This window comes from Corynebacterium sp. UMB6689 (genome assembly GCF_030215295.1).
Classification (GTDB): Bacteria; Actinomycetota; Actinomycetes; order Mycobacteriales; family Mycobacteriaceae; genus Corynebacterium; species Corynebacterium aurimucosum.
The window spans coordinates 21,043-42,860 of the sequence record NZ_JASOLS010000016.1 but is presented as its reverse complement, the minus strand read 5'-3'; the positions used below and the strand labels follow the sequence as shown (position 1 = coordinate 42,860).

Sequence of the window (21,818 nt, the reverse complement as noted above, 5' to 3'; positions counted from 1 at the left end):
CCTGTGAATGACTATAGCTTAGTCGTCCTTGCCGCGGAAAGCAGCACGTGCGCGTTCGCGGGTAACCGCGGAAACCGCGGTCAGCGGCACACCAGCCGGGCAGACGTCGGCACACTCGCCATAGAGCGAGCAGTGGCCGAAGTTCTGCTCCAGATCGTCCACCATGTTGCGTGCGCGGCGGCCACGCTCTTCCTTGCCCAGCGGCATGAGGGAGAGGTGAACCAGCTTGGCGCCGGTGAACAGGTGGGCAGCACCGTTCGGGCAGGATGCCACGCAGGCACCGCAGCCGATGCAGGCAGCGTGATCCAGGGCGTACTCGGAGGTCTCGTGGTTGACGTGCAGGGTGTCAGCGTCCGGAGCGGTACCCGCATCCATGGACACGTAGCCGCCCTGCTCCATGACGTGGTCCAGCTTGGCGCGGTCCACGATCATGTCCTTGATAACCGGGTAGGCAGCGGAGCGGAAAGGCTCCAGCTTGATGGTGTCGCCATCCTTGAACTGGAAGAGGCGCTGCTGGCAGGCCGGGGTGTTCTGGCCCGGGCCGTGCGGGCGGCCGTTGACCAGGAGGCCACAGGTACCGCAGATGCCCTCGCGGCAGTCAGAAGCGAATGCGAAAGGCTCGGTGCCTTCCTCAATGAGGCGGTCGTTGACGTGGTCGAGCAACTCCAGGATGGACATCTGCTCGGCGGCGTCGTCAACCTGCACGGTCTCGAACTTGCCTTCTTGCGTCGGTCCGGCTTGACGCCAGATCTCAAGTGTCAGTTTCATTACTTGTAGTTCCTTGTCATCAGCGGGATCGAATCAAAGTACAGCGGCTCAGCGTGGCGGATGAACTCGCCCTCAGCAGCGCCCGGCTCCCAAGCGGAAACAAAGCACCAGTTCTCGTCATCACGCTCGGCCTCGCCGTCCTCGGAGAGGTGGTCCTCGCGGAAGTGAGCACCACAGGACTCGTCGCGGTCAAGGGCGTCAATACACATGAGCTCACCCAGGTCGATGTAGTCAGCAACGCGCAGACCGTACTCGAGGACCTGGTTCATGTCGTTGGCCTCACCAGTGATGCGGACGTTAGCCCAGAAGTCCTTGCGCAGCTCGCGAACCTTCTCGATGGCAACCTTGAGGTCCTCGACGTTACGGGACACGCCGCAACCCCAGTAGAGGATGTCACCCAGCTGGCGGTGGTAGTACGCCGGGCCGTGCGGGTTCTGGCCCTGGATGGACATGAGGCGGTCGATGCGAGCCTGAGCGCGAGCGACAGTCTCGTTGGCCTCAGCAGAATCCTCAGCCAGCTTGGCCTCACCCAGGTGGTGTGCCAGGTAGTTCGGGATGGTGAACGGCAGGGTGAACCAGCCATCAACGGAAGCGGACAACAGGGAGTTCGCACCCAGACGGTTGGCGCCGTGGTAGGTCCAGGAGCACTCACCGGAGGCGAAGAGACCGTCGATGGCGGTCATCTCATTGAAGTCCGTCCACAGGCCACCCATGGTGAAGTGGCAGGTCGGGGCGATACGCATCGGGGTCTCATAAGCGGATTCACCAATGGCCTCTTCGTACATTTCGATGAGGTTGGAGTAACGCTCGCGGATCTTGTCCTTGCCCAGACGCTCGATGGCGTCGCGGAAATCCAGGTACACAGAGTTGTGCAGCGGTCCAACACCCAGGCCCTTGTTGATCTGCTGGGAGATGGCACGGGACGCCACGTCACGCGGGACGAGGTTACCGAAGGCCGGGTAGCGGCGCTCCAGGAAGTAGTCGCGCTCCTCTTCCGGAATCTCGTTGGCAGGACGGTCATCCTTCTCCTTGATCGGAGACCAAATGCGGCCGTCGTTACGCAGCGACTCGGACATGAGGATGGTCTTGGACTGCCACTCGGAGTTCACCGGCAGGCCAGTCGGGTGGAACTGGATGAATGCCGGGGAAGCCAGGTAAGCACCGTTCTCGTACGCACGCATCATGGCGCCAGCGTTCGAGTTCTTAGCCAGCGTGGACATGTGGTAGACGTTGCCGTAACCGCCGGTACCGAGGATGACTGCGTGGCCGGTGAAGGCCTTCAGCTCGCCGGTGATGAGGTTACGGGTCACGATGCCGCCGGCGCGCTTCTTGCCACCGTCGGTGTAGGTGATGATGTCCTGCAGGTCGTGGTGAGCGAAGAGCTCCACGTTGCCCAGGCCAATCTGGCGGTAGAGCGCAGACGTGGTGGACAGCTGCAGCTGCTGGCCTGTTTGGCCACGGGTGTAGTAGGTGCGGGAGACCTGCACACCACCGAAGGAACGGGTAGCCAGGGTGCCGCCGTACTCGCGAGCAAACGGAGCACCGATGGCGTTCATGTGGTCGATGACGCGGATGGACTCATAAGCCAAGCGCCAGCAGTCGGACTCGCGGCAGCGGTAGTCGCCACCCTTCACGGTGTCCTTGGTGTGGCGGTAAGCGGAGTCGTTATCCACCTTCTTGTGGCGGGAAGAGTTCACACCACCCTGCGCAGCAATGGAGTGCGCACGGCGCGGGGAGTCGTGGTAGGTGAAGACCTTTACCTTGTAGCCCAGCTCGCCGAGGGCAGCCGCAGCGGAACCAGCAGCCAGGCCGGTGCCGACAACGATGATTTCAAACTTGCGGCGGTTCAGCGGCGAGACCAGCTCCATGTGGTCCTTCTGGTAGCTCCACATGTCCTTCATCGGGACGCCGTGCGGCTCGTGGGACTCCAGGATGCGGCCCGGCTTAACGCCCGGGACGATGGACTGCGGGTGCGAGAAGTTCGGGTGCTCGCGCTTGAGTTCAGTGTTCGCGTTCGACACAGGATTCGCGTTAGTCATGGGTTCAAAACTCCTTTAGCTGACCCAGCCCAGGGCGACGGACAACGGCATGACGATGTTTGCCAGGCACACGACGGCCGGGACAACGTACGCCAGGATGACAAATACCTCGCGCCACTTAGCACCGGTAATACCCAGGTCGGAAGCCGCAAGGCGGATGCCGTGGGTCAGGTGCAGGAAGAGGCAGAGCATGGCGACGATGTAAATGATGGTCACCGGCCAGCGGGAGAAGGTAGCGATCATGTTGGCCTTCACGGCACCATGAGCGAAAGCCTCCGGAGCGATCGGCTGAACACCCATCGTCAGATCCAGGATGTGGAAGACGATGAACAGGAGCAGCACGACGCCGGTCACCAGCATGGTCTTCGTCGCAAAGGAATCCATGCCGCCCATCAGGTTGGTGCGCTTGAACTTACCGCGGGATGCCTTGGAGCGAGCGGTCAGCGCGAAGGCACCGTAAATGTGGGCGATCACGCACGCCAGCAAAACGATGCGGATGATCCACAGAAGGTGGCCGCTCGGAATCAGCGGATCACCCATGCTGCGCAGGAATGCACCGTAGGCATCGAGGGCTTCCTGGCCGTCATGAGCCGGCAGGTAAAGCTTCAAGTTGCCGGCCATGTGTCCCACAACGAAGAGTGCGAAGAACAGACCGGTAATTGCCATCGTCAGTTTCAAAGCCCAGGACGGAATTCCCGGCTTAGGACGAATCGTTTCATTAGTAATGCGGCCGTGAGCGAGAGCTTCACGGTCAGGATTTTTTACAGACATGACACCTCCATAGTCGTCCTTACCTTACGCAGAACTTCACGCTGACCACTAGTTATCTCTTTGCTTTGCAGGCCTCTTGCCCCTCCTACAGCCCGCCGAAAGATTTGAGATAAGGCAAGGGTTGCCTTAAGTGCCCCACCCCTTTTGCCGCTCTACCTTGATCACTTCCCTTTACGCAATATTGACCTTGCGAAAACATTTCGCGGATGAGACTTTTGTCACAGGGTGTGGCGTGAGTGACGACCCTACCCCTTTAGGTGTCAAACTTTCGCTTGGTATCCGCCTTTCATTTCCCGCCCAGCACCTTGCCAACACCCCCACTTCGCAGCGGAGTTAAAATACTTCACACATTCCTTGCAAAAATATTGTTATGAGTGAAAGGCACTAGGTAACCTAGCTCACATGAGCAAGACATACGTGGGTTCGCGCCTGCGCCAGCTGCGCCGCGAACGTGATCTCAGCCAAGCCTCCCTCGCCGCTACGCTGGGACTTTCAGCGAGCTACGTCAACCAGATTGAGCATGACGTGCGCCCGCTTACCGTCCCGGTCTTGCTGAAAATCACTGAAGCATTTGGCGTTGATGCCACGTTCTTCTCCCGCGATGATGACTCACGCCTGCTGGCAGAAATCCAGGATGTCGTACAAGACCAGGAAATCTGCCCCTCCCCCGTGGAGCTTCAGGAATTGTCCGAGTTGGTTTATAACCACCCCACCGTTGCCCGCACGCTCGTGGATATCCACCGTCGCTACCGCAACATTCGCGACAAGCTTTCGCTTGCCACCGACACCCGCCGCTCGGATGGCAGCCAGGCGCTATCCATGCCCCACGACGAGGTGCGGGACTTCTTCTATGCCCGGCAGAATTACCTCGATGAATTGGATATTCATGCGGAGGGAATTGCCGCGGAGCTCGGCGTCACCCCCTTCCACATCCGCGATATCGAGCAGGCTCTAAATGACAGGCTCACATCCCAGCACGGCGTGGAGATTCTCACCACCGATCGCATGGATGGCACACTGCACCGCTTTGACAAGAACACCGGCACCCTTCGCCTAGCCAGCCGCCTGAGCGTGGGCCAGCGCGCCTTCCGCATGGCGGCGGAGCTGGGGTTCCTGGAAGCGGGTGAGCTTATTAGCCACCTCGTGGACGAAGAACCCTTCACCTCGGATGCCTCGATCAACTTGGCCAAGCGGGGAATCGCCAACTACTACGCTGCAGCCATCCTTTTGCCCTACAACCTCATCCATAGTGAGGCCGAGCAATCCGGGTATGACGTGGAGTACCTCTGCAATGTTTTCGGCGTGGGCTATGAAACCATTGCCTCCCGCCTTTCCACGCTGCAGCGACCCAACAAGCGCGGCATCCCCTTTACCTTTGTACGGGTGGACCGCGCCGGCAACATGTCCAAGCGCCAATCAGCCACGGGCGTGCACTTTTCCAACTCCGGCGGCACCTGCCCGCTGTGGAATGTCTACGAGTCCTTCTCACGCCCCAACACCATTTCCCGCCAGCTGGCGCAGATGCCGGATGGGCGCAATTACCTCTGGGTTTCGCGCACGGTGAGCTACCCGCAAGGCCGTTTCGGGGATACCAACAAGCTCTTCTCCATCGGCTTGGGCTGCGAGGCCCGCCACGCCAACCGCACTGTCTACGCCCAGGGCCTGAACCTCGATGCCCTTTCTTCCGCGACCCCGATTGGCGCTGGCTGCCGCACCTGCCCGCGCCAGAACTGTTCGCAGCGAGCTTTCCCCGCTATCAACGAGCAGTTAGTCATTGATGCCCACCGCTCCGCGGTTGCGCCGTACTAACCAGATCTCGCGACACGTGCAGTAGGGACTAGCCAAAAGGAACGCTTTTACACCACAAATAACGTTTTATTGTCTTTTATGGGGAGCGCTCTCCAGAGTCGGGATGAATTTTTCCGGGGACAGATCCGCCCCCAGGAATCCTGTTATACATCTTGAACTGGACATTTAAGCTTCCGCCAGCCCATATACATTGACCTTAAAAAGCTTTCTCATGATTTTGCCTATCAAAATACATAGATTTTTCAGGGTCGAATTTCTTATAATGGAACATGACCGATATCCCCTATCGAAAGGATCACTATCATGAGCAGCTTTGCTAACGGTTTCCTTGGCCAGATTCAGGGCCTTCTCGTAACCATCGTTAATGCACCGTTCGTTCTGTCCTCCAAGCTCTTCGGCTAAAGGCAGGCGCGCTACGGCGCTAAAACCAACTCTCCCCCTCAAACCCTTTCTGGGTTTGAGGGGGAGAGTTCTTGTTTTGGCTTCTTGCCGTGACCTTAGAGGTTGATCATGTGGCCGCCGATACCCTCGGCTGCTTCCTTCATAGCCTCAGACAGAGTCGGGTGTGTGTGAACGTTACGTCCGATCTCCTCAGCGGTGAGATCAAAGCGCTGCGCTAGGGTCAGCTCCGGCAGCAGCTCGGAAACGTTGGAGCCCACCATGTGGCCACCGATGAGCTCACCGAACTCGCTGTCAGCGACGAGCTTGACGAAGCCCGCGGTCTCGTTCAGACCAGCTGCCTTACCGTTAGCGGAGAACGGGAAGGTAGCAACCTTGATGTCGCGGTCAGCGAACTTCTCACGAGCCTGCTCCTCGGTGTAACCGAAGGAGGCAACCTGCGGGTTGCAGAAGGTAGCGCGCGGCATATTCATGTAGTCACCCAGCAGCTGGGTCTCAGCGCCGGCGATGACCTCAGCGGCCACGACACCCTGCGCCTCAGCCACGTGTGCAAGCTGCAGCTTCGCGGTGACGTCACCGATGGCGTAAATGCCCTCAACGTTGGTGCGCATGTAATCATCGATAGCGATGGCGCCGCGCTCGGTGAGCTCGACACCGGTGTTCTCCAGGCCGTAGCCCTCGGTGCGCGGGGCAAAGCCGATGGAGACCATGCAGCGGTCCACGGTCAGCGTATCGGTCTTGGAGCCGTCCTTGGACTCGACCTCAACGGTGACATTGTCGCCGTTGTCCTTGATGGCGGTGGTCTTGTAACCGGTCAGGAGCTTCACTCCAAGCTTCTTGTATTCCTTGGCAATAGCCTTGGAAACATCCTTATCCTCGTTTGGCAGGACGCGGTCCATAAACTCCACGATGGTCACGTCCACGCCGTAGTTGGCCAGAACGTAAGCAAACTCCATACCGATGGCGCCTGCGCCAACGATCACCATGGAATCCGGGGCATCATCGTTAAGGATCTGCTCCTCGTAGGACACGATGTTGCCGCCGATTTCCACGCCCGGAAGGGAACGGACAACGGAGCCGGTGGCGATAATGCAGTTATCAAAGGTAACGGTCTTACCCTTGTCATCGCCCTCGGTAATCTCGATGGTCTTGGCGTCCTTGAAGGAGCCGAGACCATTGATCTCCGTAATCTTGTTCTTCTTCATCAGGTAGTGCACACCCTTGACGATGCCCTCCGAAACCTTGCGGGAGCGCTTGTGCGCAACACCGAAGTCGAAAGAAACATCGCCGGAAATACCAAAGGCCTTTGCCTCATGGTTGAAGGTGTGTGCAACCTCAGCGTTCTTAAGAAGAGCCTTGGACGGGATGCAGCCCACGTTGAGGCAGACACCGCCCCAGTACTGCTTCTCAATAACGGCAACCTTCTTGCCCAGCTGGGCAGCGCGGATGGCGGACACGTAGCCGCCGGGGCCCGCGCCGAGTACTACAACGTCAAAATGTTCATTAGTCACGCTCTATAGGATACGTAACTTTAGGCTCGCTGTCCCACCACCCCCGAGCATGTATCCACCAGACGTTCATAGCCGTCCCGATGCAGGCCTAACGCGCGGAATGCAAACTGGCACAAATAAACCCCCAACCCCCAATGAAGGGGATTAGGGGAAGGAAAGCGGGGCACTACCCCCTGCAGATTTCTTAGAACAGACCCCAGTCCAGGGCAGCCTTCGAGGACGTGGAGGAGCCGAAGTGAGCGATCTGGCCCAGCACCTGGTTGATGGAAACGAGGATGGTGTCAAAAAAGTTCATTCTTCTTCTTTCTGTTGGTATTTGAGCGGCGTGCGCGACTTTACGCGGCACCCCTCCCGCGAGGTCACAGCGATGCAGGCAGCCGCCGGAGGCGGTCTCGGTACCTAGCTCCACTAACGAACGAGACTGTCGTTGCGTTACATAACCCAGGAATAGGCGCGGAAAGATTATGACACGGTTTCAACTTCAATACCACCATTCACTCTAATAACTTGGTATGTTTAATCACGCTACCCTTATCTTCGGGGGTACTGAATTGCCCGTCTATCAGTACTTTTGCCCATTTCAAGGGTGGTTTGTCCGGAGCATCTTTTAAACTTGCCCCTACACTTCCGCTCATCATCAAGAAAGCGAGATTCCATGAAGATTGCGCGCTCTCTCACGACGCTGGCAGCGGCATCAGCCTTAGCCCTCGGCGCCGTTGTATCCCCTATCGCCAGCGCATCCGACATTGACCCGGATGAAATCCGCGGTAACGCTGAAAAATCCCAGATTTCCGATATCGACCTTTACGACGAGCTCGAGGAGTACCTGCCTAAGGACAAAGCCGGCAACCCGACGCCGTCCCGTGAGCAGTTTGAGGCTTCCTTCGACAAGAAAGTCTCCTTTAAGAACGTCGATATCAAGAACATCCCGGATGACAAAAAGTGGATGGGCTATGTCTTCAAGTACTGGGATTATCGCCATAAGGTGAGGGGCATCAAGGCCACCGCGCCCGCTATGGGCCGCGACGTCCCCCTTGCAGTGATCACCCCGGACGGCACCTTTGACGCCTCCCGCCCCACCCTCTACTTGCTCAACGGTGCCGGCGGCGCCGAGCAGGGCATGGACTGGATTACTTCCACCGTGGCCAAGGATCTCGATCCGAATACGGAGAAGACTCAGGATCTCGTTCACTACTACGCCAACCGCAACGTGAACGTCGTCATCCCGCAGGCGGGTGCTTTCTCCTACTACACCGACTGGCTGACTACCCCGGACCGCGACTACCTCAAGGGCCCACAGAAATGGGAGACCTTCCTGACCAAGGAGCTGCCGGGACCGCTGGAGGATCGCATTAACGGCAACGGCAAGCGCGGCATCGCCGGCATGTCCATGTCTGCTACCTCCTCGCTGGTGCTGGCGCAGCACAACCCGAACTTCTACGATGCCATCGGCTCCTACTCCGGTTGCGCTGCTACCTCGACTCCGCTGCCAAACTTCTACGCGCAGCTCACGGTGAACCGCGGTGGCGGAAGCACCGAGCAGATGTGGGGTGCGAAGGGCGGCGATTACAACCGCTACAACGATGGCCTCATTAACGCCACGAAGAACAACATGGGCAATTCCAAGGTCTACGTTTCCGCCAACTCCGGTTTGGCTGGAGCAACTGACTTGGGCTCGTCCAAGATTGACGCCTTGGGCTCGTCCCAGGCGTTCAAGTCCTCCTCCACCCTCGTGGTTGAGGGCGGCGTCATCGAGGCAGCCATGAACGCCTGCACGCATGACCTGAAGGCAAAGATGGAGCGCGAAGGTGTCGACGCTGTATTCAACATGCGCAACACCGGTACCCACTCTTGGCCGGGCTGGTACGACGACGTCAACTCCTCGTGGCCAACCTTTGCACGCGCCTTCGGTCTTCCTGAGAACCCCTCCGCACCTGAAGCGGCAACTTATGCCGCAGATGAGGACACGAGCGCTAACGAAATGAAGGCCGAGGCCGATAGTCAGGATGCGAAATTGGATGAGGCAGAGGCGAACAACGACGCCCCCGCTGATTCCCTGCCAGTAGATACTGAGGCGACCGAGCACTAAGCTCTATTCGCCGTACCAATTATTGAATAAGGAACGTTATGAAGCGTCTTAGCTCTCTCCTCGCCGCCGGCGCGCTCAGCGCCGCCGCGCTGGTCAGCCCCGTTGCCGGTGCTGCCACCATCACCCCGCAGCAGGTTGCGGGTGACACTGCCCTATCCACTATCTCGGACCTGCAGGTCACCCCGGAGGTGGAGAGCCAAAAGTGGTATGAGCACTACAAGGATGACGCCCGCGTTCTCAAGCTGGAGGCTACCTCGCCGGCGATGAACGGCCGCGCCATTCCGCTGGCTGTCATCCCGGCTAAGAACCCGGACCGCCCGACGGTCTACCTGCTCAACGGCGCTGGTTCCGCCGAGCAGGATTCCGACTGGTTGTACATGTCGGATGTCGTGGACTTCTACGCTGAGAAGGACGTCAACGTGGTGGTTCCGCAGGCAGGTGCCTTCTCCTACTACACCGACTGGCTGGAGGATCCCAACGGCAAGTACCTCAAGGGCCCGCAGAAGTGGGAGACCTTCCTGACCAAGGAGCTGCCTGGCCCGCTGGAGGAGCGTCTGAACGCAAGCAACAAGCGCGCCATCGCCGGCATGTCCATGTCCGCGACGTCGTCATTGCTGTTTGCTCAGCACAACCAAGGCTTCTATGACGCAGTTGGTTCCTTCGCCGGCTGTGCTGCGACCGCCTACCCCACCGAGTACGAGTTCCTGCGCCTCACTGTGAACCGCGGTGGCGGCCAGCCGGAGCAGATGTGGGGACCGATGGGCTCTGCCTACAACCGCTACAACGACGCCCTGATGAACTCCGAGAAGCTGCGCGGCACCAAGCTGTACATCTCCTCCGCATCGGGCTTCGCCGGTGAGCAGGATACCCCGTCCTACTACATCAACAAGGGTTACAGCCCGTTGACGGCCTACCTGGGCTCGGCGCAGCTGCAGGTGGAAGGCGGCGTCATCGAGGCGGCAGTTAACCACTGCACCCACATGCTCAAGGCAAAGCTGGATAAGCAGAACATTCCGGCAACTTACAACCTCCGCAATGTGGGCACGCACTCCTGGCCGGGCTGGCGCGAGGACCTGGTGAAGTCCTGGCCTACCTTTGAGGAAGCCTTCAACTCCTAAACAGTGAGCTAAGCATGTCGTGGTTCGGCATGCCTGCTCCCCTGGCTTCGGATAAGTCAAACAGGGCGGTAGGATAGCGGCATTATGAAGCTGCTTTCTACCGCCCTTTCGCATATCTCGTCCGCCCGCGGCCACGCCGCACCTACTCGGGATAGCTATACCGGGGTGGATTTCAACCTCGGCTTCGAAATCACCCACTATGACTTGGACCTGGCCTACCGCGTGGAGCCCAACATGCTCCAAGGCGAAGCTGTGCTTCATATTCGCGCATTGGAGGACTTGGACAGGCTCACCCTCGACCTCGGCGGCGCCATGGTGGCCCGCCGCATCACGGCAAAGCATGCACCGCGCGTAGCCAAGTTCCGCCTATCCGGCGGGAAGCTGCGCTTGAACTTCGCCGACACAATCGCAGAAGGCCAAGAGTTTGAACTGCTGATTCGCTATGGCGGATCACCCCGCCCGCTGCGCACGCCATGGGGTGAGATCGGCTGGGAGGAGACGGATTCCGGCTCTTTGGTAGCTAGCCAGCCCAATGGCGCGCCCAGCTGGTTCCCGTGCGATGACACCCCGTCCGCAAAGGCCACCTACGATATTCGCATTACCGCCGACGATCCTTTCGTGGTCATCTCCAACGGCAAGCTGGTCTCCCGCCGTAGCGCGGGTGGTTCCATGACGCGCTGGCACTACCGCGTCAAGCACCCCATGGCCACCTACCTCGCCACGGTCCAAGTTGGTGAGTACATCGAGATCTCACTTGGGGCCAACGTCCGCGCGTGGGCACCGGCCCGCCTCAAGCACGTAGTGCTCGAGGAATTCGCCCAGCAGCAGGAGATGCTGGATTTCTATTCCACGCTCTTTGGCCACTACCCCTTCGCCGATTACCAGGTAGTCATCACCGATGATGAGCTGGAAATCCCGCTCGAAGCCCAGGGCCTGTCTATCTTTGGCTCCAACCACGTCAAGGGGGATCACGTCTTCGAGCGGCTCATCGCGCACGAGCTCTCCCACCAGTGGTTCGGCAACTCCGTGGGCCTGATGGAGTGGAAGGATATCTGGCTCAACGAAGGTTTCGCCTGCTACTGCGAGTGGCTGTGGTTTGAGCACGCGCATGGCCGCCCGGCACATGAATCAGCGCGCTCGCATTATCAGGTGCTGGCCCGCAAGAAGCAGGACATCCTGCTCAGCGATCCTGGTACGCGCGATATGTTCGATGACCGCGTCTACAAGCGCGGTGCGCTGACCGTCCACGCACTGCGCCGCCTCGTGGGTGATGAGGCCTTCTTCCGCACGGTGCGGGAGTACCTCACCGCAGCGCAGCACTCGGTGGTGACCCCGGAGGATCTCATCAGCCGCATGCGCGAGGCAGCGGAGAACCCGGGTGACGTCGACCAGCTCCTAGCCCAGTGGTTGGATAAGCCGGAGCTGCCGCGCTTCCCGCTATAAAAATCGGCCGCTTCATCCCGGCAGTACCATGAGCACTGCATGCTCTAAACTGGGAGACCATGCGCAGACTGCTTGTTACCGGCGGCGCCGGCTTTATTGGTGCAAACTTCGTGCGGCTCGTGGCCCAGCAGCGCCCGGAGGTGGAGATCACCGTCCTAGATAAGCTCACCTACGCGGGCAATCGCGCCAATCTCGACGGCGTGGACGCCGAGCTCGTGGTAGGGGACGTGGCGGATGAGGGGGTCGTCGACAAGCTCGTGTCCCAGGCGGATACCGTGGTGCACTTCGCAGCGGAATCCCACAATGACAACTCTTTGCGGGATCCTTCGCCCTTCCTCCACACCAACATCATGGGCACCTTCGTGCTGCTGGAGGCCTGCCGCCGCCACGATGTGCGCCTCCACCACGTCTCCACCGATGAGGTTTTTGGTGATTTGGACATTGGCGCCGATACCTACTTCACCGAGGAGACTCCCTATAACCCCTCTTCGCCCTATTCGGCCACGAAGGCCGGCTCCGATCACCTGGTGCGTGCGTGGGTGCGCAGCTTTGGGCTGCGGGCAACCATGTCTAATTGCTCCAATAATTATGGCCCGTATCAGCACATTGAGAAGTTCATCCCGCGACAAATCACCAACCTGCTTCTAGGTCAGCCAGCCAAGCTTTATGGCACCGGCGAGCAGGTGCGGGATTGGATCCACGTGGATGATCACAACGAGGCGGTGCTCGTCATCCTGGACCGCGGGCGCATCGGGGAGACCTATAACATCGGCGCCGACCAGGAGGATACGAACAACCGCCAGGTCATCGAGATGATTTGTGAGCTCATGGGGGCGACGGATAATGGCCGGGCGCGCTTTGAGCACGTGGCGGACCGCCCGGGCCATGACCAGCGCTACGCCATGGATGCCAGCAAGCTGCGCCGCGAGCTGGGCTGGACCCCGCGCTACACAGATCTGCGGGAGGGCCTGGCCGCCACTATTGAGTGGTACCGCGCACACGAGGACTGGTGGCGCCCAGGCAAGGAAGAAGTCGAAGCCAACTACGCAAAGCAAGGACAGTAAAGAAACCATGAAGGTGCAGTCAACGGCCATTGAGGGCCTGCTCATTGTGGAGCTCGACGTCCACGGCGATAACCGCGGCTGGTTCAAGGAGAACTGGCAGCGCGAGAAGATGGTGGCGGCCGGGCTACCGGACTTCCAGCCGGTGCAGAACAACGTCTCCTTCAATGCGGAGAAGGGGGTTACGCGCGGGTTGCACGCGGAGCCCTGGAACAAGCTCGTCTCCGTAGCCTCCGGCCGGGCCTTCGGCGCGTGGTGCGATCTGCGTGAGGGCTCATCTACCTTTGGCCAACTGGTAACCCACGAGCTGCGCGAGGACGTGGCCGTCTTCGTGCCGCGGGGCGTGGCTAATGGTTTCCAGGCTCTGGAGGCCTGCGCCTACTCCTACCTGGTCAATGACCATTGGTCCCCGGACGCGGAGTACACCTGCGTCAACCTGGACATGGTGGACTGGCCGCTGGAACCAACGGAGATCTCCGACAAGGACAAGGGGCACCCCGCGCTTGCCGACGTCTCCCCCATGCCCCCTCGCCGCATCCTGGTCACCGGGGCCAACGGGCAACTGGGCCGCGCATTAAAGAAGTTCCTGCCCTCCGCTGGCTTGGGCGCGGTGGAGTTCTGTGGACACGAAGAATTCGATATCACTAACCCGCCTGCCCGCCCGTGGAAGCAATACTCAGCCATCATCAACTGCGCGGCTTATAACGATGTCAACGGTGCGGAGGACGATCGCGCCGCAGCTTGGGCGGTCAACGCTTCCGCCCCGGCGAAGCTCGCGCGCATTGCGGCGGAGAATAACCTGACCTTGGTACACGTATCCAGCGATTATATCTTTGATGGCTCTCACGAGGTCCACTCCGAGGAGGAAGTGCCTTCCCCGCTCTCGGCCTATGGGGCGTCGAAAGCCGCGGGCGATACCGCCGCGCAAACCGCACCGCGCCATTACGTCATCCGCACCTCGTGGGTCTTCGGCGATGGCGCCAACTTCATGGCCACCATGCGCTCGTTGGCGAATAAGGGCGTCAAGCCCTCCGTCATTCATGATCAGCGCGGGCGCCCCACCTTCGCCGAGGACCTGGCCAAGGGCATCATCCACCTGCTCAAGACTGAAGCCGAGTACGGCGTGTACAACATCTCCAACTCGGGCGATGTGGTGGGCCGCGATGAGATTGCCATGGCCGTTTTCACCGGCGTGGGCCAGGATCCCGCCAATGTCGCGCCGGTCAGCACCGAGCAGTACCGCGAGATCGCCGGGCCCGAAGCCCCCCGCCCGAAGGAGTCCACCTTCGACCTGTCCAAGATTGAAGCCACCGGCTTTAAACCCATGAACTGGCGGGCCGCTTTGGCGCTCTACCTGGGGCTTTACCCGGCATAACACTCCTCCGTTAAGCTTGAAGCCCATGAAGGGCATCATTCTCGCAGGCGGCTCTGGGACCCGCCTCTACCCCATTACCAAGGGCATCTCGAAGCAGCTCATGCCCATCTATGACAAGCCGATGGTCTACTATCCCCTGACCACCCTGATCCAGACCGGCATACGCGAGATCCTCATCATCACCACCCCGGAAGATCAGGCAGCCTTCCAGCGCCTGCTCGGCGATGGCTCGCAGCTCGGCCTCATGCTGCACTATGCGGTCCAACCCCGGCCCGAAGGTTTGGCGCAGGCCTTCCTCATCGCGGAAGACTTCATCGCTGAGGATGATGTGGCCCTCGTCTTGGGCGACAATATTTTTGACGGACACGGCTTCTCCACGGCACTGAATGAGTGCAGCCGCCCAGGCGGCGGCATCATCTTTGCCTACGAGGTTTCCGATCCGCAGCGCTACGGCGTTGTCGACTTTGACTCCTCCGGCCAGGCCCTGTCCATCGAGGAAAAGCCCGATGCACCCAAGTCTAACCACGCCGTGGTGGGCTTGTATTTCTACGACAATTCGGTGGTGGAGATTGCCAAATCCATCCAGCCCAGCGCGCGCGGGGAGTTAGAGATCACCGCCGTCAACGAGGAATACCTGCGCCGCGGGCAGCTGCGCGTCAAGCGCATGCAGCGCGGTGACGTCTGGTTGGATACCGGCACGGTGGACTCCATGAGTGAGGCCTCGTCCTACGTCGAGGTGATGCAAAAACGCACCGGCACCGTCATTGGTTCGCCGGAGGTTGCTGCCTTCGAGGAAGGCTTCATCGATGCCGCCGCACTCACCGAGCTGGCCGAGCCCCTCCTGAAGTCCGGCTATGGCCGTTATCTCCTCGCCGCCGCCCAAGAGAGCTAAGCCCGAGGTACCGATCGATCAAATAAGGGCTCAGATACCGGAGGTTTTCGGACCTTATTTGATCGATCGGTACGCGCCTAAGCGTCCCTCGCCCTGTATCAGGAGCCACCATCACCCAAACGAGCCCAGACGCGTTAAGGTAATCGCATGCCTAGTTCATCCTCTCGTCCCACCAATGATTCGAAGAAATCAGCGCTATCCACCATCAGCCCCGTGGCGTGGGGATTGTTAGTAATCATTGTAATTCTGGCCATCATCATTGGTTTCCTGCTGGCGGAACGTGCTTCTTCCAACGACGAAGGTACTCACGCAGCGCAGGAGACCGCGACGAGCACGGCACCCACCGAAGACCTAACGAAGGACGCTGACAAGGCCACACCCGGCACGAAATTCGCCGACGGCAAGGGTGACCCGATGATTTTCGGCCCCGGCGGCGATATCAAGACCGGGGATATCACAGTCGTGCACCGCAAGAAAGAGGACGATCCTTTCGCCGTGGGCGCGGTGGATGCGCCCGTGGTGATTTCGGAATTCTCCGATTTCGAGTGCCCGTTCTGCTCCCGCCACGCTAATGTCACCGAGCCGGATATCCTTAAAAAGTACGTGGAAAAGGGCCTGGTGCGCATCGAATGGAATGACTTCCCCGTGAACGGCCCCGCCGCCGTCGAAGCTGCCAAGGCCGGGCGCGCGGCCGCAGCACAGGGCAAGTTCCAGGAGTTCAAGCACGAGCTCTACACCGCCAGCAAGGACATCAGCGGCCACCCAGAATTCGGCATCGAGGACTTCATGAAGTTTGCCAAGAAGGCCGGCGTTGCGGACTTGGAGAAGTTCCGCCAGCAGGCCACGGATGACACCTACACCGAGGTCATCGAGACAGCCACCAGCTATGCGTCCCAGATTGGTATTACGGGTACCCCGGCCTTCGTGGTGGGAGATCAGTTCGTCAGTGGTGCGCAGCCCCTAGAGGTATTTGAGCAGGTCATCCAGGAACAGCTGGGAAAGGCGGCCAATGCCTAAACCACCGCTTATCGTGTGGGTCTTCATCGCACTGGTTATCTTGACCGCATTCTTGGGCGGTTATGCAGTAGGGGTGAGCGTATGAGCATCGGAATTTTTGGCGCCGTCATCGCCGGTGTGCTGACTTTGATCAGCCCCTGTTCAGCGCTGTTGGTGCCAGCCTTCTTTGCCTATGCCTTTGAGTCACAGCGCCAGCTGCTATTCAAGACCATGGTCTTCTTTTTGGGCCTGTGCACCACGCTCGTGCCCATCGGCATGGGCCTGGCCGCCCTGCTTGCGCAATACCGCAGCCAGGTCATCACGGTGGCGGGGTGGATCATCATCGCGCTGGGAATCTTTACCGCCCTAGGTGGCGGCTTCCGCATCCCCGGCATGGATGCCCTGTCCGGTAAGGCGCGGGGCAAGGTATTTCTGCTCGGCGCGGTTTATGGCTTCGCCGGCTTTTGCGCGGGCCCGCTCCTAGGTGCTGTTCTCACCACGGCCGCAGCGTCGGGCAGCGCGCTCTACGGCGGACTCATTATGGTGGCTTATGCTGCGGGCATGGCTGCACCGCTCTTTGTGCTGGCTGCGCTGTGGGAGCGCCTCGATGTGGGCTCGTGGTCCTGGCTGCGCGGGCGCGAGGTGGTCCTCGGCCCCGTGCGCACGAATACCTTGTCCATTGTCTCGGGCGCGTTCTTCGTGCTCATCGGCGTGCTGTTTATTTTGAGCTACGGCAGCGCAACACTACCCGCGGTCTTAAGCACGGATGCACAGTTCGCAGTGCAGGAAAAAGCCCGCGCCTTCAGCGCGGGCGTGGCGGATGCGTGGGTCTGGTTCGGGCTTTCACTCGCTGCCACGGTGGCCGTGGGAGTGAAAGCAGCCCGCACCCAGGCCTAAGGTTTGCTTAAGGTCTAGTAACCGCGCGCGATGTACTCATCGATGCGCGCCGCCTCAGCACCAATGGTGGTCTCATCGCCGTGGCCCGGGAGGACGCGGGTCTCCGGCGGGAGGTTCAACACGCGGTTGCGCAGGGACTCGATGATGACGTCGAAGTCAGAGTACTTGCGGCCGGTAGCGCCCGGCCCGCCGTTGAAGAGAGTATCTCCCGACAGCAGCGTGGCCTCGTCCGCAATGTAGAGCACCACGCATCCCGGCGAGTGACCCGGCGTGTGGAAGACCACGAAATCGCTATCACCCACGGTGAAGAGCTGGTTATCCTCCAGCGGCACGAAGGTGGCGTCCTCGTGCGTCTCCTCCCACAGGGGGCGATCATCCGGGTGCAGGTACACAGACACACCGAAGTGCTCAGCCACCTGGGGCGCGAGTTCGCAGTGGTCGTTATGTGCGTGGGTGAGGATAACGCCCTTGACGGTGCGCTGTCCTACCTCTTCGATGACGCGCTCGGCGTCGTGGGAAGGATCGATGATGTAGCACTCGGCGTCGCTTGACGCGCCACCAGCGGCCAGGATGTAGACGTTATTGTCCACGTCCCACTCACCGCCATCCAGGCGGAACTTTCCTGAGGTTACAAACTGTTCAATGATCATTTACAGCTCCACTACGGATCGAAGTACCTTGCCAGCCTTCATGGTAGCGAAGGCTTCCTCAACGTCGTCCAGACCAATGCGTTCGGTGACGAAGTCCTGCAGCGGGAAGCGGCCCTGCAGGGAGAGGTCGACGTACATGGGGAAGTCACGCTCCGGCAGGCAATCGCCGTACCAGGAGGACTTCAGCGATCCGCCGCGTCCAAAGAAATCGATCGCCGGGACGTCGAAGCGGCTGGTGAGGTTCGGCACGCCCACCATGACCATGCGGCCGGCCAGGTCGCGGGAGTAGAAGGCCTGGCGGGTGGTCACCGGGATGCCCACGGCGTCAATGGCCACGTCGGTGCCGAAACCATCGGTGAGCTCGCGGACTGCCTCGATGACCTCGTCCTCAGACTTATCCTTCGCCGCAACGGTGTGGGTAGCGCCGAACTTCTTGGCCAGTTCCAGCTTGTCCGGGTCCAGGTCCACGGCGATGACCTTGGAGGCACCCGCCAGCACCGCGCCGGCAATGGCCGCCATGCCCACGCCACCGCAGCCGAAGACCGCGACGGACTCGCCGCGCTTGACGTCCGCGGTATTCACCGCAGCGCCCAAGCCGGCCATCACGCCACAGCCCAGCAGGCCCGCGGCCGCCGGGTCTGCCTCCGGGTTGACCTTGGTGCACTGGCCTTCGTGGACCAGGGTCTTCTCCGCGAAGGAGCCGATGCCGAGCGCCGGGGTGAGCTCGGTGCCGGCGTCCTTATCCCCGTCCGCGAGCGTCATCTTCGCGGAGGCGTTGTGGGTGTTGAAGCAGTACTTCGGCTCACCCTTCTTGCAGGCGCGGCACTCGCCGCACACCGCGCGCCAGTTCAGGACCACGAAGTCACCGACCTCGACGTGGGTGACGGCATCGCCCACGCGCTCGACGACGCCCGCCGCCTCATGCCCAAGCAGGAAGGGGAAGGCATCCTCGATATCGCCATCGCGGTAAGCCAGGTCGGTGTGGCAGACGCCGCAGGCCTGGACCTTGACCACGACATCGTGCTCGCCCGGGGCGGGCACGACGATGTTGACGGTCTCGACGGGCTCGCCCTTCGCGCGCGCAATCACGCCGCGGACGACCTCCGCGCCTTGCTGGGAGTTATTTTCATTTACATTTTCATTAACAGCCATGTCCGCGAGGGTACGCGAAAGGCCCGGGCAACGTTGCCCGGGCCTGAAAAGTCAGAAGAGCGCGCTTCTAGAAGCTAGCGAGGTGGTTGGCCACAAACTCGTGACCGCGAGCATTAATGTGCAGCGGCAGGTTGCCCGGCCCCGCGGAGAAGTCCACCAGACCCGCCCACAGGCGCTTGTCGGCGTCGGCACACATGCCACGATCCCAGGTCATCGGCTTCATGTCCACGAACTCGGTTCCGGTAGCGCGCGCCAGGTCCACCTGCATCCACTGCGCGACGTTTTCATAGCGCTGCACCATCGGCAGAGCCGTGGCATCGGCCGGCTTCGGGCCGAAGTGGAGGAGGCAGTAGCGGTCACCCGAGCCAATGGTCGGGTAACCCACAATCTGGATGCGGGCATTGGGCGCTGCCGCACGGATCTTGTGGATCAGCGGCGCATTGGCGCCGACCCAGCGGGCGCGCAGGTCGCCGTCGGAAAGCCCGGCGTTGTTATACGTATCGTTGAACCCGCTGGAGAAGAGCACGCGCTGGGTGTCCGCACTGAGCGCGCCACGGCGAATGGCATCGTCGATCTGTGCATTCACCTGCGGCCCCTGGGACATGGACACAGCACCGGAGCAGGAGAAATCCGCCACCGGCATGCCCAGCTTGGCGGCAGTGCGCTTGGCGTAGTTATTGCCGGACGGGCAGTTCAAGCTCGGGTTGCGCTGAGAAGAGCCCAATCGCGAGGACAGATACACATCCAGTTGCGGATCCGCGAGCACGGAATCACCGAAGGCAACGAGGTTACGCTCGCCGGCAACTGCCTGGGGAGCTTGAGTCAATCCAACCGCCACGAGGAGGGCGGCGCAGAGGGTGGCAATGCGCTGAGTAGACTTCACGTGACTAATGTCCTTCCAAGAGAGTATGTTCTAGACCGAAACCATAATAGACTACGCTAGCGGTTGCAGCTTATGTAACAATAGCAACACCTGTAACAGGTTGTCGTTTTTATTGCGGCTCCCCCGCCGCCCCGTAACCTCTTTTCCCCTCTTATCGATGAGAACCTTATGAAGCTTTCTGATGTAACCTTTCACGCCGCTGCCCTCGGGCGTTTTATCCCCTCGCTGTTCCGCGCAGGCCTCATTAGCCCCGCCGGCGGCCCGCGGGCGGTGGCCTTGACCGCACCGGTTCTCGCGCGCTACCGCTTCACCACCGCCCGCGAAGTAGAGCAGGCATACATGACCTGCCCAGAACGCCTAGCGCTTATCGACGATGACGGGGCACTCACCTACCGCCAACTGCGCGATCATTCCCAGACCTTCGCGCGCTGGCTGCTTTCTTTGAGGCTCGATGAGATCCGCCTCGGTGTTATGGCACGCAATGGCCGCGGCATCATCACCCCGCTGGCCGCCAAAGGCTATGCGGGGGCACACATCTTTTTGCTCAACGTTGGATCTTCCCCCGAACAGCTCGCCGGATGCATCGAGGAAAACCGCATCAACGTGCTCGTTATCGACGATGAATTCATCGACCGTCTCGCCCCCGCCGACGGTCCTAATCCCACCAATAGCGCTAGCCCCATTGATGGCCTGCACGTCGTCATTGGCCACGAGTCCGGTGCGGAAATTCCCGCTGAGCTGGCGCAAGCGGCATCGCTGCGCAAGATCGTGGAGAACCCGCGGGACGTCGAGAAGCACAAGCTTCCCACCTGGCCCAAGCACGGGCATATCGTGCTGATGTCCTCCGGCACCACGGGTATTCCCAAGGGAATCATGCGCCCGGAGCCCACGCTGCCAGTGGTGGTTGCCTCCATCGTGGATGCGGTGCCGTGGCGCGGGGACCAAAAGGTGCAGATGACCGCCTCCATCTTCCACACGTGGGGCTGGGCCTGCCTTAACATCGCTCTGGGCCTGCGCAATACCATTGTCACCCGCCGTGTCTTTGACCCGGCGGCCGCACTCGATGATATCCAGCGCTACCAGCTCGATGGCCTGCTCTCCTCCCCCGTCTTCTTCCGCCAGATGGTTGAGGTTGACCCGGATTCGGCGTATGACACCTCAAGCCTGAAGTTCATTGCCTCCGCCGGGCACGCGCTGACCCCGGAGATTGTCAAGGAAACCCACGAGCGCTTCGGCCCGATTCTCTGCAATGTTTATGGCTCCACGGAGCTAGCACTGGCATCGACGGCCACCATGGAAGAGGTGGCTAAGGACCCGACCATCGGCGGCAAGATTGCCTCCGGCACCAAGCTGCGCATCCTCGATGAGGAAGGCAATGAGGTCCCGCGCGGCGAGGTCGGCGAGATTTACCTGACTAATTCCACCGCGCTCATTGGCTATACGAACCCGAAGATTCCGCTCAACAAGGTTGATGGCCTCATCTCCATCGGGGACTTGGGCTATATCGACCCCGACGGCTACCTGCACGTGGTGGGCCGCGCCGATGACATGATCATCGTCGGTGGTGAGAACGTGCACCCGCAGTCGGTGACGGAGGTTCTTGAGGCCATGCCGGGCATCGCGGAGGTGCACGCCGGCGGCGTGGAGGATGAGACCACCTTCCAGCGCATCGCCGTGTGGGCAGTAACCACGCGGGATGCCCTGGGCAACACCGTGACTGCCGATAGCATCCGCACCTGGGTCCGCGAGAACCTCGCCGACCACTCCGTGCCGCGCGACGTCCACTTCCTAGACAAGCTGCCGCGCAACGCCACGGGCAAAGTGGTGCCGCGCCTGCTAAGCCACACCGACTAGCCCACGCTCATTTTTCTCTGCTTGTTTTCTCAAGGCATAGAACCCACCAAGCCAAAACTGCCCTAGTTGCCAAAACCTTCGCTCCTCACCGCATGAAGCAGCATGGGTTTT

Annotated in this window: 17 protein-coding genes; 10 read left to right on the top strand and 7 right to left on the bottom strand. The window is 60.6% G+C overall.

What is annotated here, in order from left to right:
• Window positions 1-18: 18 nt before the first annotated feature.
• Genes QP363_RS09510 through QP363_RS09500 form a run of 3 tightly spaced genes read right to left on the bottom strand, consistent with a single transcriptional unit; the run spans window position 19 to window position 3,578 of the window.
• On the bottom strand, window positions 19-768 hold the full coding sequence (locus QP363_RS09510; RefSeq protein WP_070444027.1) for a succinate dehydrogenase/fumarate reductase iron-sulfur subunit: 750 nt from the start codon (window positions 766-768) through the stop codon (window positions 19-21).
• Window positions 768-2,807 carry a fumarate reductase/succinate dehydrogenase flavoprotein subunit gene (locus QP363_RS09505; protein WP_070444030.1) on the bottom strand — a complete coding sequence of 680 codons (2,040 nt, stop codon included), beginning with the start codon at window positions 2,805-2,807 and terminating at the stop codon, window positions 768-770. Before QP363_RS09505 ends, QP363_RS09510 begins: the two co-directional genes overlap by 1 nt.
• Window positions 2,808-2,822: 15 nt before the next feature.
• Window positions 2,823-3,578 carry a succinate dehydrogenase cytochrome b subunit gene (locus QP363_RS09500; protein WP_070444033.1) on the bottom strand — a complete coding sequence of 252 codons (756 nt, stop codon included), beginning with the start codon at window positions 3,576-3,578 and terminating at the stop codon, window positions 2,823-2,825.
• A 402-nt stretch (window positions 3,579-3,980) separates the two neighbouring features.
• Between QP363_RS09500 and ramB the strand changes: the two genes are divergently transcribed.
• Window positions 3,981-5,387 carry an acetate metabolism transcriptional regulator RamB gene (gene ramB / locus QP363_RS09495; RefSeq protein ID WP_070645737.1) on the top strand — a complete coding sequence of 469 codons (1,407 nt, stop codon included), beginning with the start codon at window positions 3,981-3,983 and terminating at the stop codon, window positions 5,385-5,387.
• A gap of 497 nt (window positions 5,388-5,884) precedes the next feature.
• Here ramB and lpdA read toward each other — a convergent pair whose 3' ends face one another.
• Window positions 5,885-7,297 carry a dihydrolipoyl dehydrogenase gene (gene lpdA / locus QP363_RS09490; RefSeq protein ID WP_070645735.1) on the bottom strand — a complete coding sequence of 471 codons (1,413 nt, stop codon included), beginning with the start codon at window positions 7,295-7,297 and terminating at the stop codon, window positions 5,885-5,887.
• Between the two features lie 655 nt (window positions 7,298-7,952).
• Between lpdA and QP363_RS09485 the strand changes: the two genes are divergently transcribed.
• From QP363_RS09485 to QP363_RS09450, 8 genes are all read left to right on the top strand, one after another.
• The gene (locus QP363_RS09485) at window positions 7,953-9,386 is read left to right on the top strand and encodes an alpha/beta hydrolase family protein (protein ID WP_070645733.1); all 1,434 of its coding nucleotides are present in this window, start codon (window positions 7,953-7,955) and stop codon (window positions 9,384-9,386) included.
• A 38-nt stretch (window positions 9,387-9,424) separates the two neighbouring features.
• A complete protein-coding gene (locus QP363_RS09480) occupies window positions 9,425-10,504 on the top strand; it encodes an alpha/beta hydrolase family protein (protein ID WP_070645731.1) in 1,080 nt (359 codons plus the stop codon).
• A gap of 84 nt (window positions 10,505-10,588) precedes the next feature.
• Window positions 10,589-11,947, top strand: a complete 1,359-nt coding sequence (locus QP363_RS09475; protein WP_070645729.1) for a M1 family metallopeptidase — start codon at window positions 10,589-10,591, stop codon at window positions 11,945-11,947.
• Between the two features lie 59 nt (window positions 11,948-12,006).
• Window positions 12,007-13,011: a dTDP-glucose 4,6-dehydratase gene (gene rfbB / locus QP363_RS09470; RefSeq protein WP_284764295.1), complete on the top strand. Its 1,005-nt coding sequence runs from the start codon at window positions 12,007-12,009 to the stop codon at window positions 13,009-13,011.
• Between the two features lie 7 nt (window positions 13,012-13,018).
• Window positions 13,019-14,383, top strand: coding sequence for a bifunctional dTDP-4-dehydrorhamnose 3,5-epimerase family protein/NAD(P)-dependent oxidoreductase (locus QP363_RS09465; RefSeq protein ID WP_070645725.1), 1,365 nt, complete (start codon window positions 13,019-13,021; stop codon window positions 14,381-14,383).
• Window positions 14,384-14,408: 25 nt separating this feature from the next.
• The gene (rfbA, locus tag QP363_RS09460) at window positions 14,409-15,275 is read left to right on the top strand and encodes a glucose-1-phosphate thymidylyltransferase RfbA (RefSeq protein ID WP_070444055.1); all 867 of its coding nucleotides are present in this window, start codon (window positions 14,409-14,411) and stop codon (window positions 15,273-15,275) included.
• A 147-nt stretch (window positions 15,276-15,422) separates the two neighbouring features.
• Window positions 15,423-16,292: a thioredoxin domain-containing protein gene (locus QP363_RS09455; RefSeq protein ID WP_246815690.1), complete on the top strand. Its 870-nt coding sequence runs from the start codon at window positions 15,423-15,425 to the stop codon at window positions 16,290-16,292.
• An 81-nt stretch (window positions 16,293-16,373) separates the two neighbouring features.
• Complete coding sequence (locus QP363_RS09450) at window positions 16,374-17,168, top strand: cytochrome c biogenesis CcdA family protein (RefSeq protein WP_070444058.1); 795 nt, start codon at window positions 16,374-16,376, stop codon at window positions 17,166-17,168.
• Between the two features lie 14 nt (window positions 17,169-17,182).
• Here QP363_RS09450 and QP363_RS09445 read toward each other — a convergent pair whose 3' ends face one another.
• From QP363_RS09445 to QP363_RS09435, 3 genes are all read right to left on the bottom strand, one after another.
• Complete coding sequence (locus QP363_RS09445) at window positions 17,183-17,818, bottom strand: MBL fold metallo-hydrolase (protein WP_070444061.1); 636 nt, start codon at window positions 17,816-17,818, stop codon at window positions 17,183-17,185.
• Complete coding sequence (locus QP363_RS09440; protein WP_070444064.1) at window positions 17,819-18,970, bottom strand: S-(hydroxymethyl)mycothiol dehydrogenase; 1,152 nt, start codon at window positions 18,968-18,970, stop codon at window positions 17,819-17,821. It lies immediately after the preceding gene.
• A 67-nt stretch (window positions 18,971-19,037) separates the two neighbouring features.
• The gene (locus tag QP363_RS09435) at window positions 19,038-19,853 is read right to left on the bottom strand and encodes a GDSL-type esterase/lipase family protein (RefSeq protein WP_070645723.1); all 816 of its coding nucleotides are present in this window, start codon (window positions 19,851-19,853) and stop codon (window positions 19,038-19,040) included.
• A 168-nt stretch (window positions 19,854-20,021) separates the two neighbouring features.
• On the opposite strand from QP363_RS09435, the gene QP363_RS09430 reads away from it, so the two are divergent.
• The gene (locus QP363_RS09430) at window positions 20,022-21,707 is read left to right on the top strand and encodes an acyl-CoA synthetase (protein WP_070645721.1); all 1,686 of its coding nucleotides are present in this window, start codon (window positions 20,022-20,024) and stop codon (window positions 21,705-21,707) included.
• Window positions 21,708-21,818: the final 111 nt, after the last annotated feature.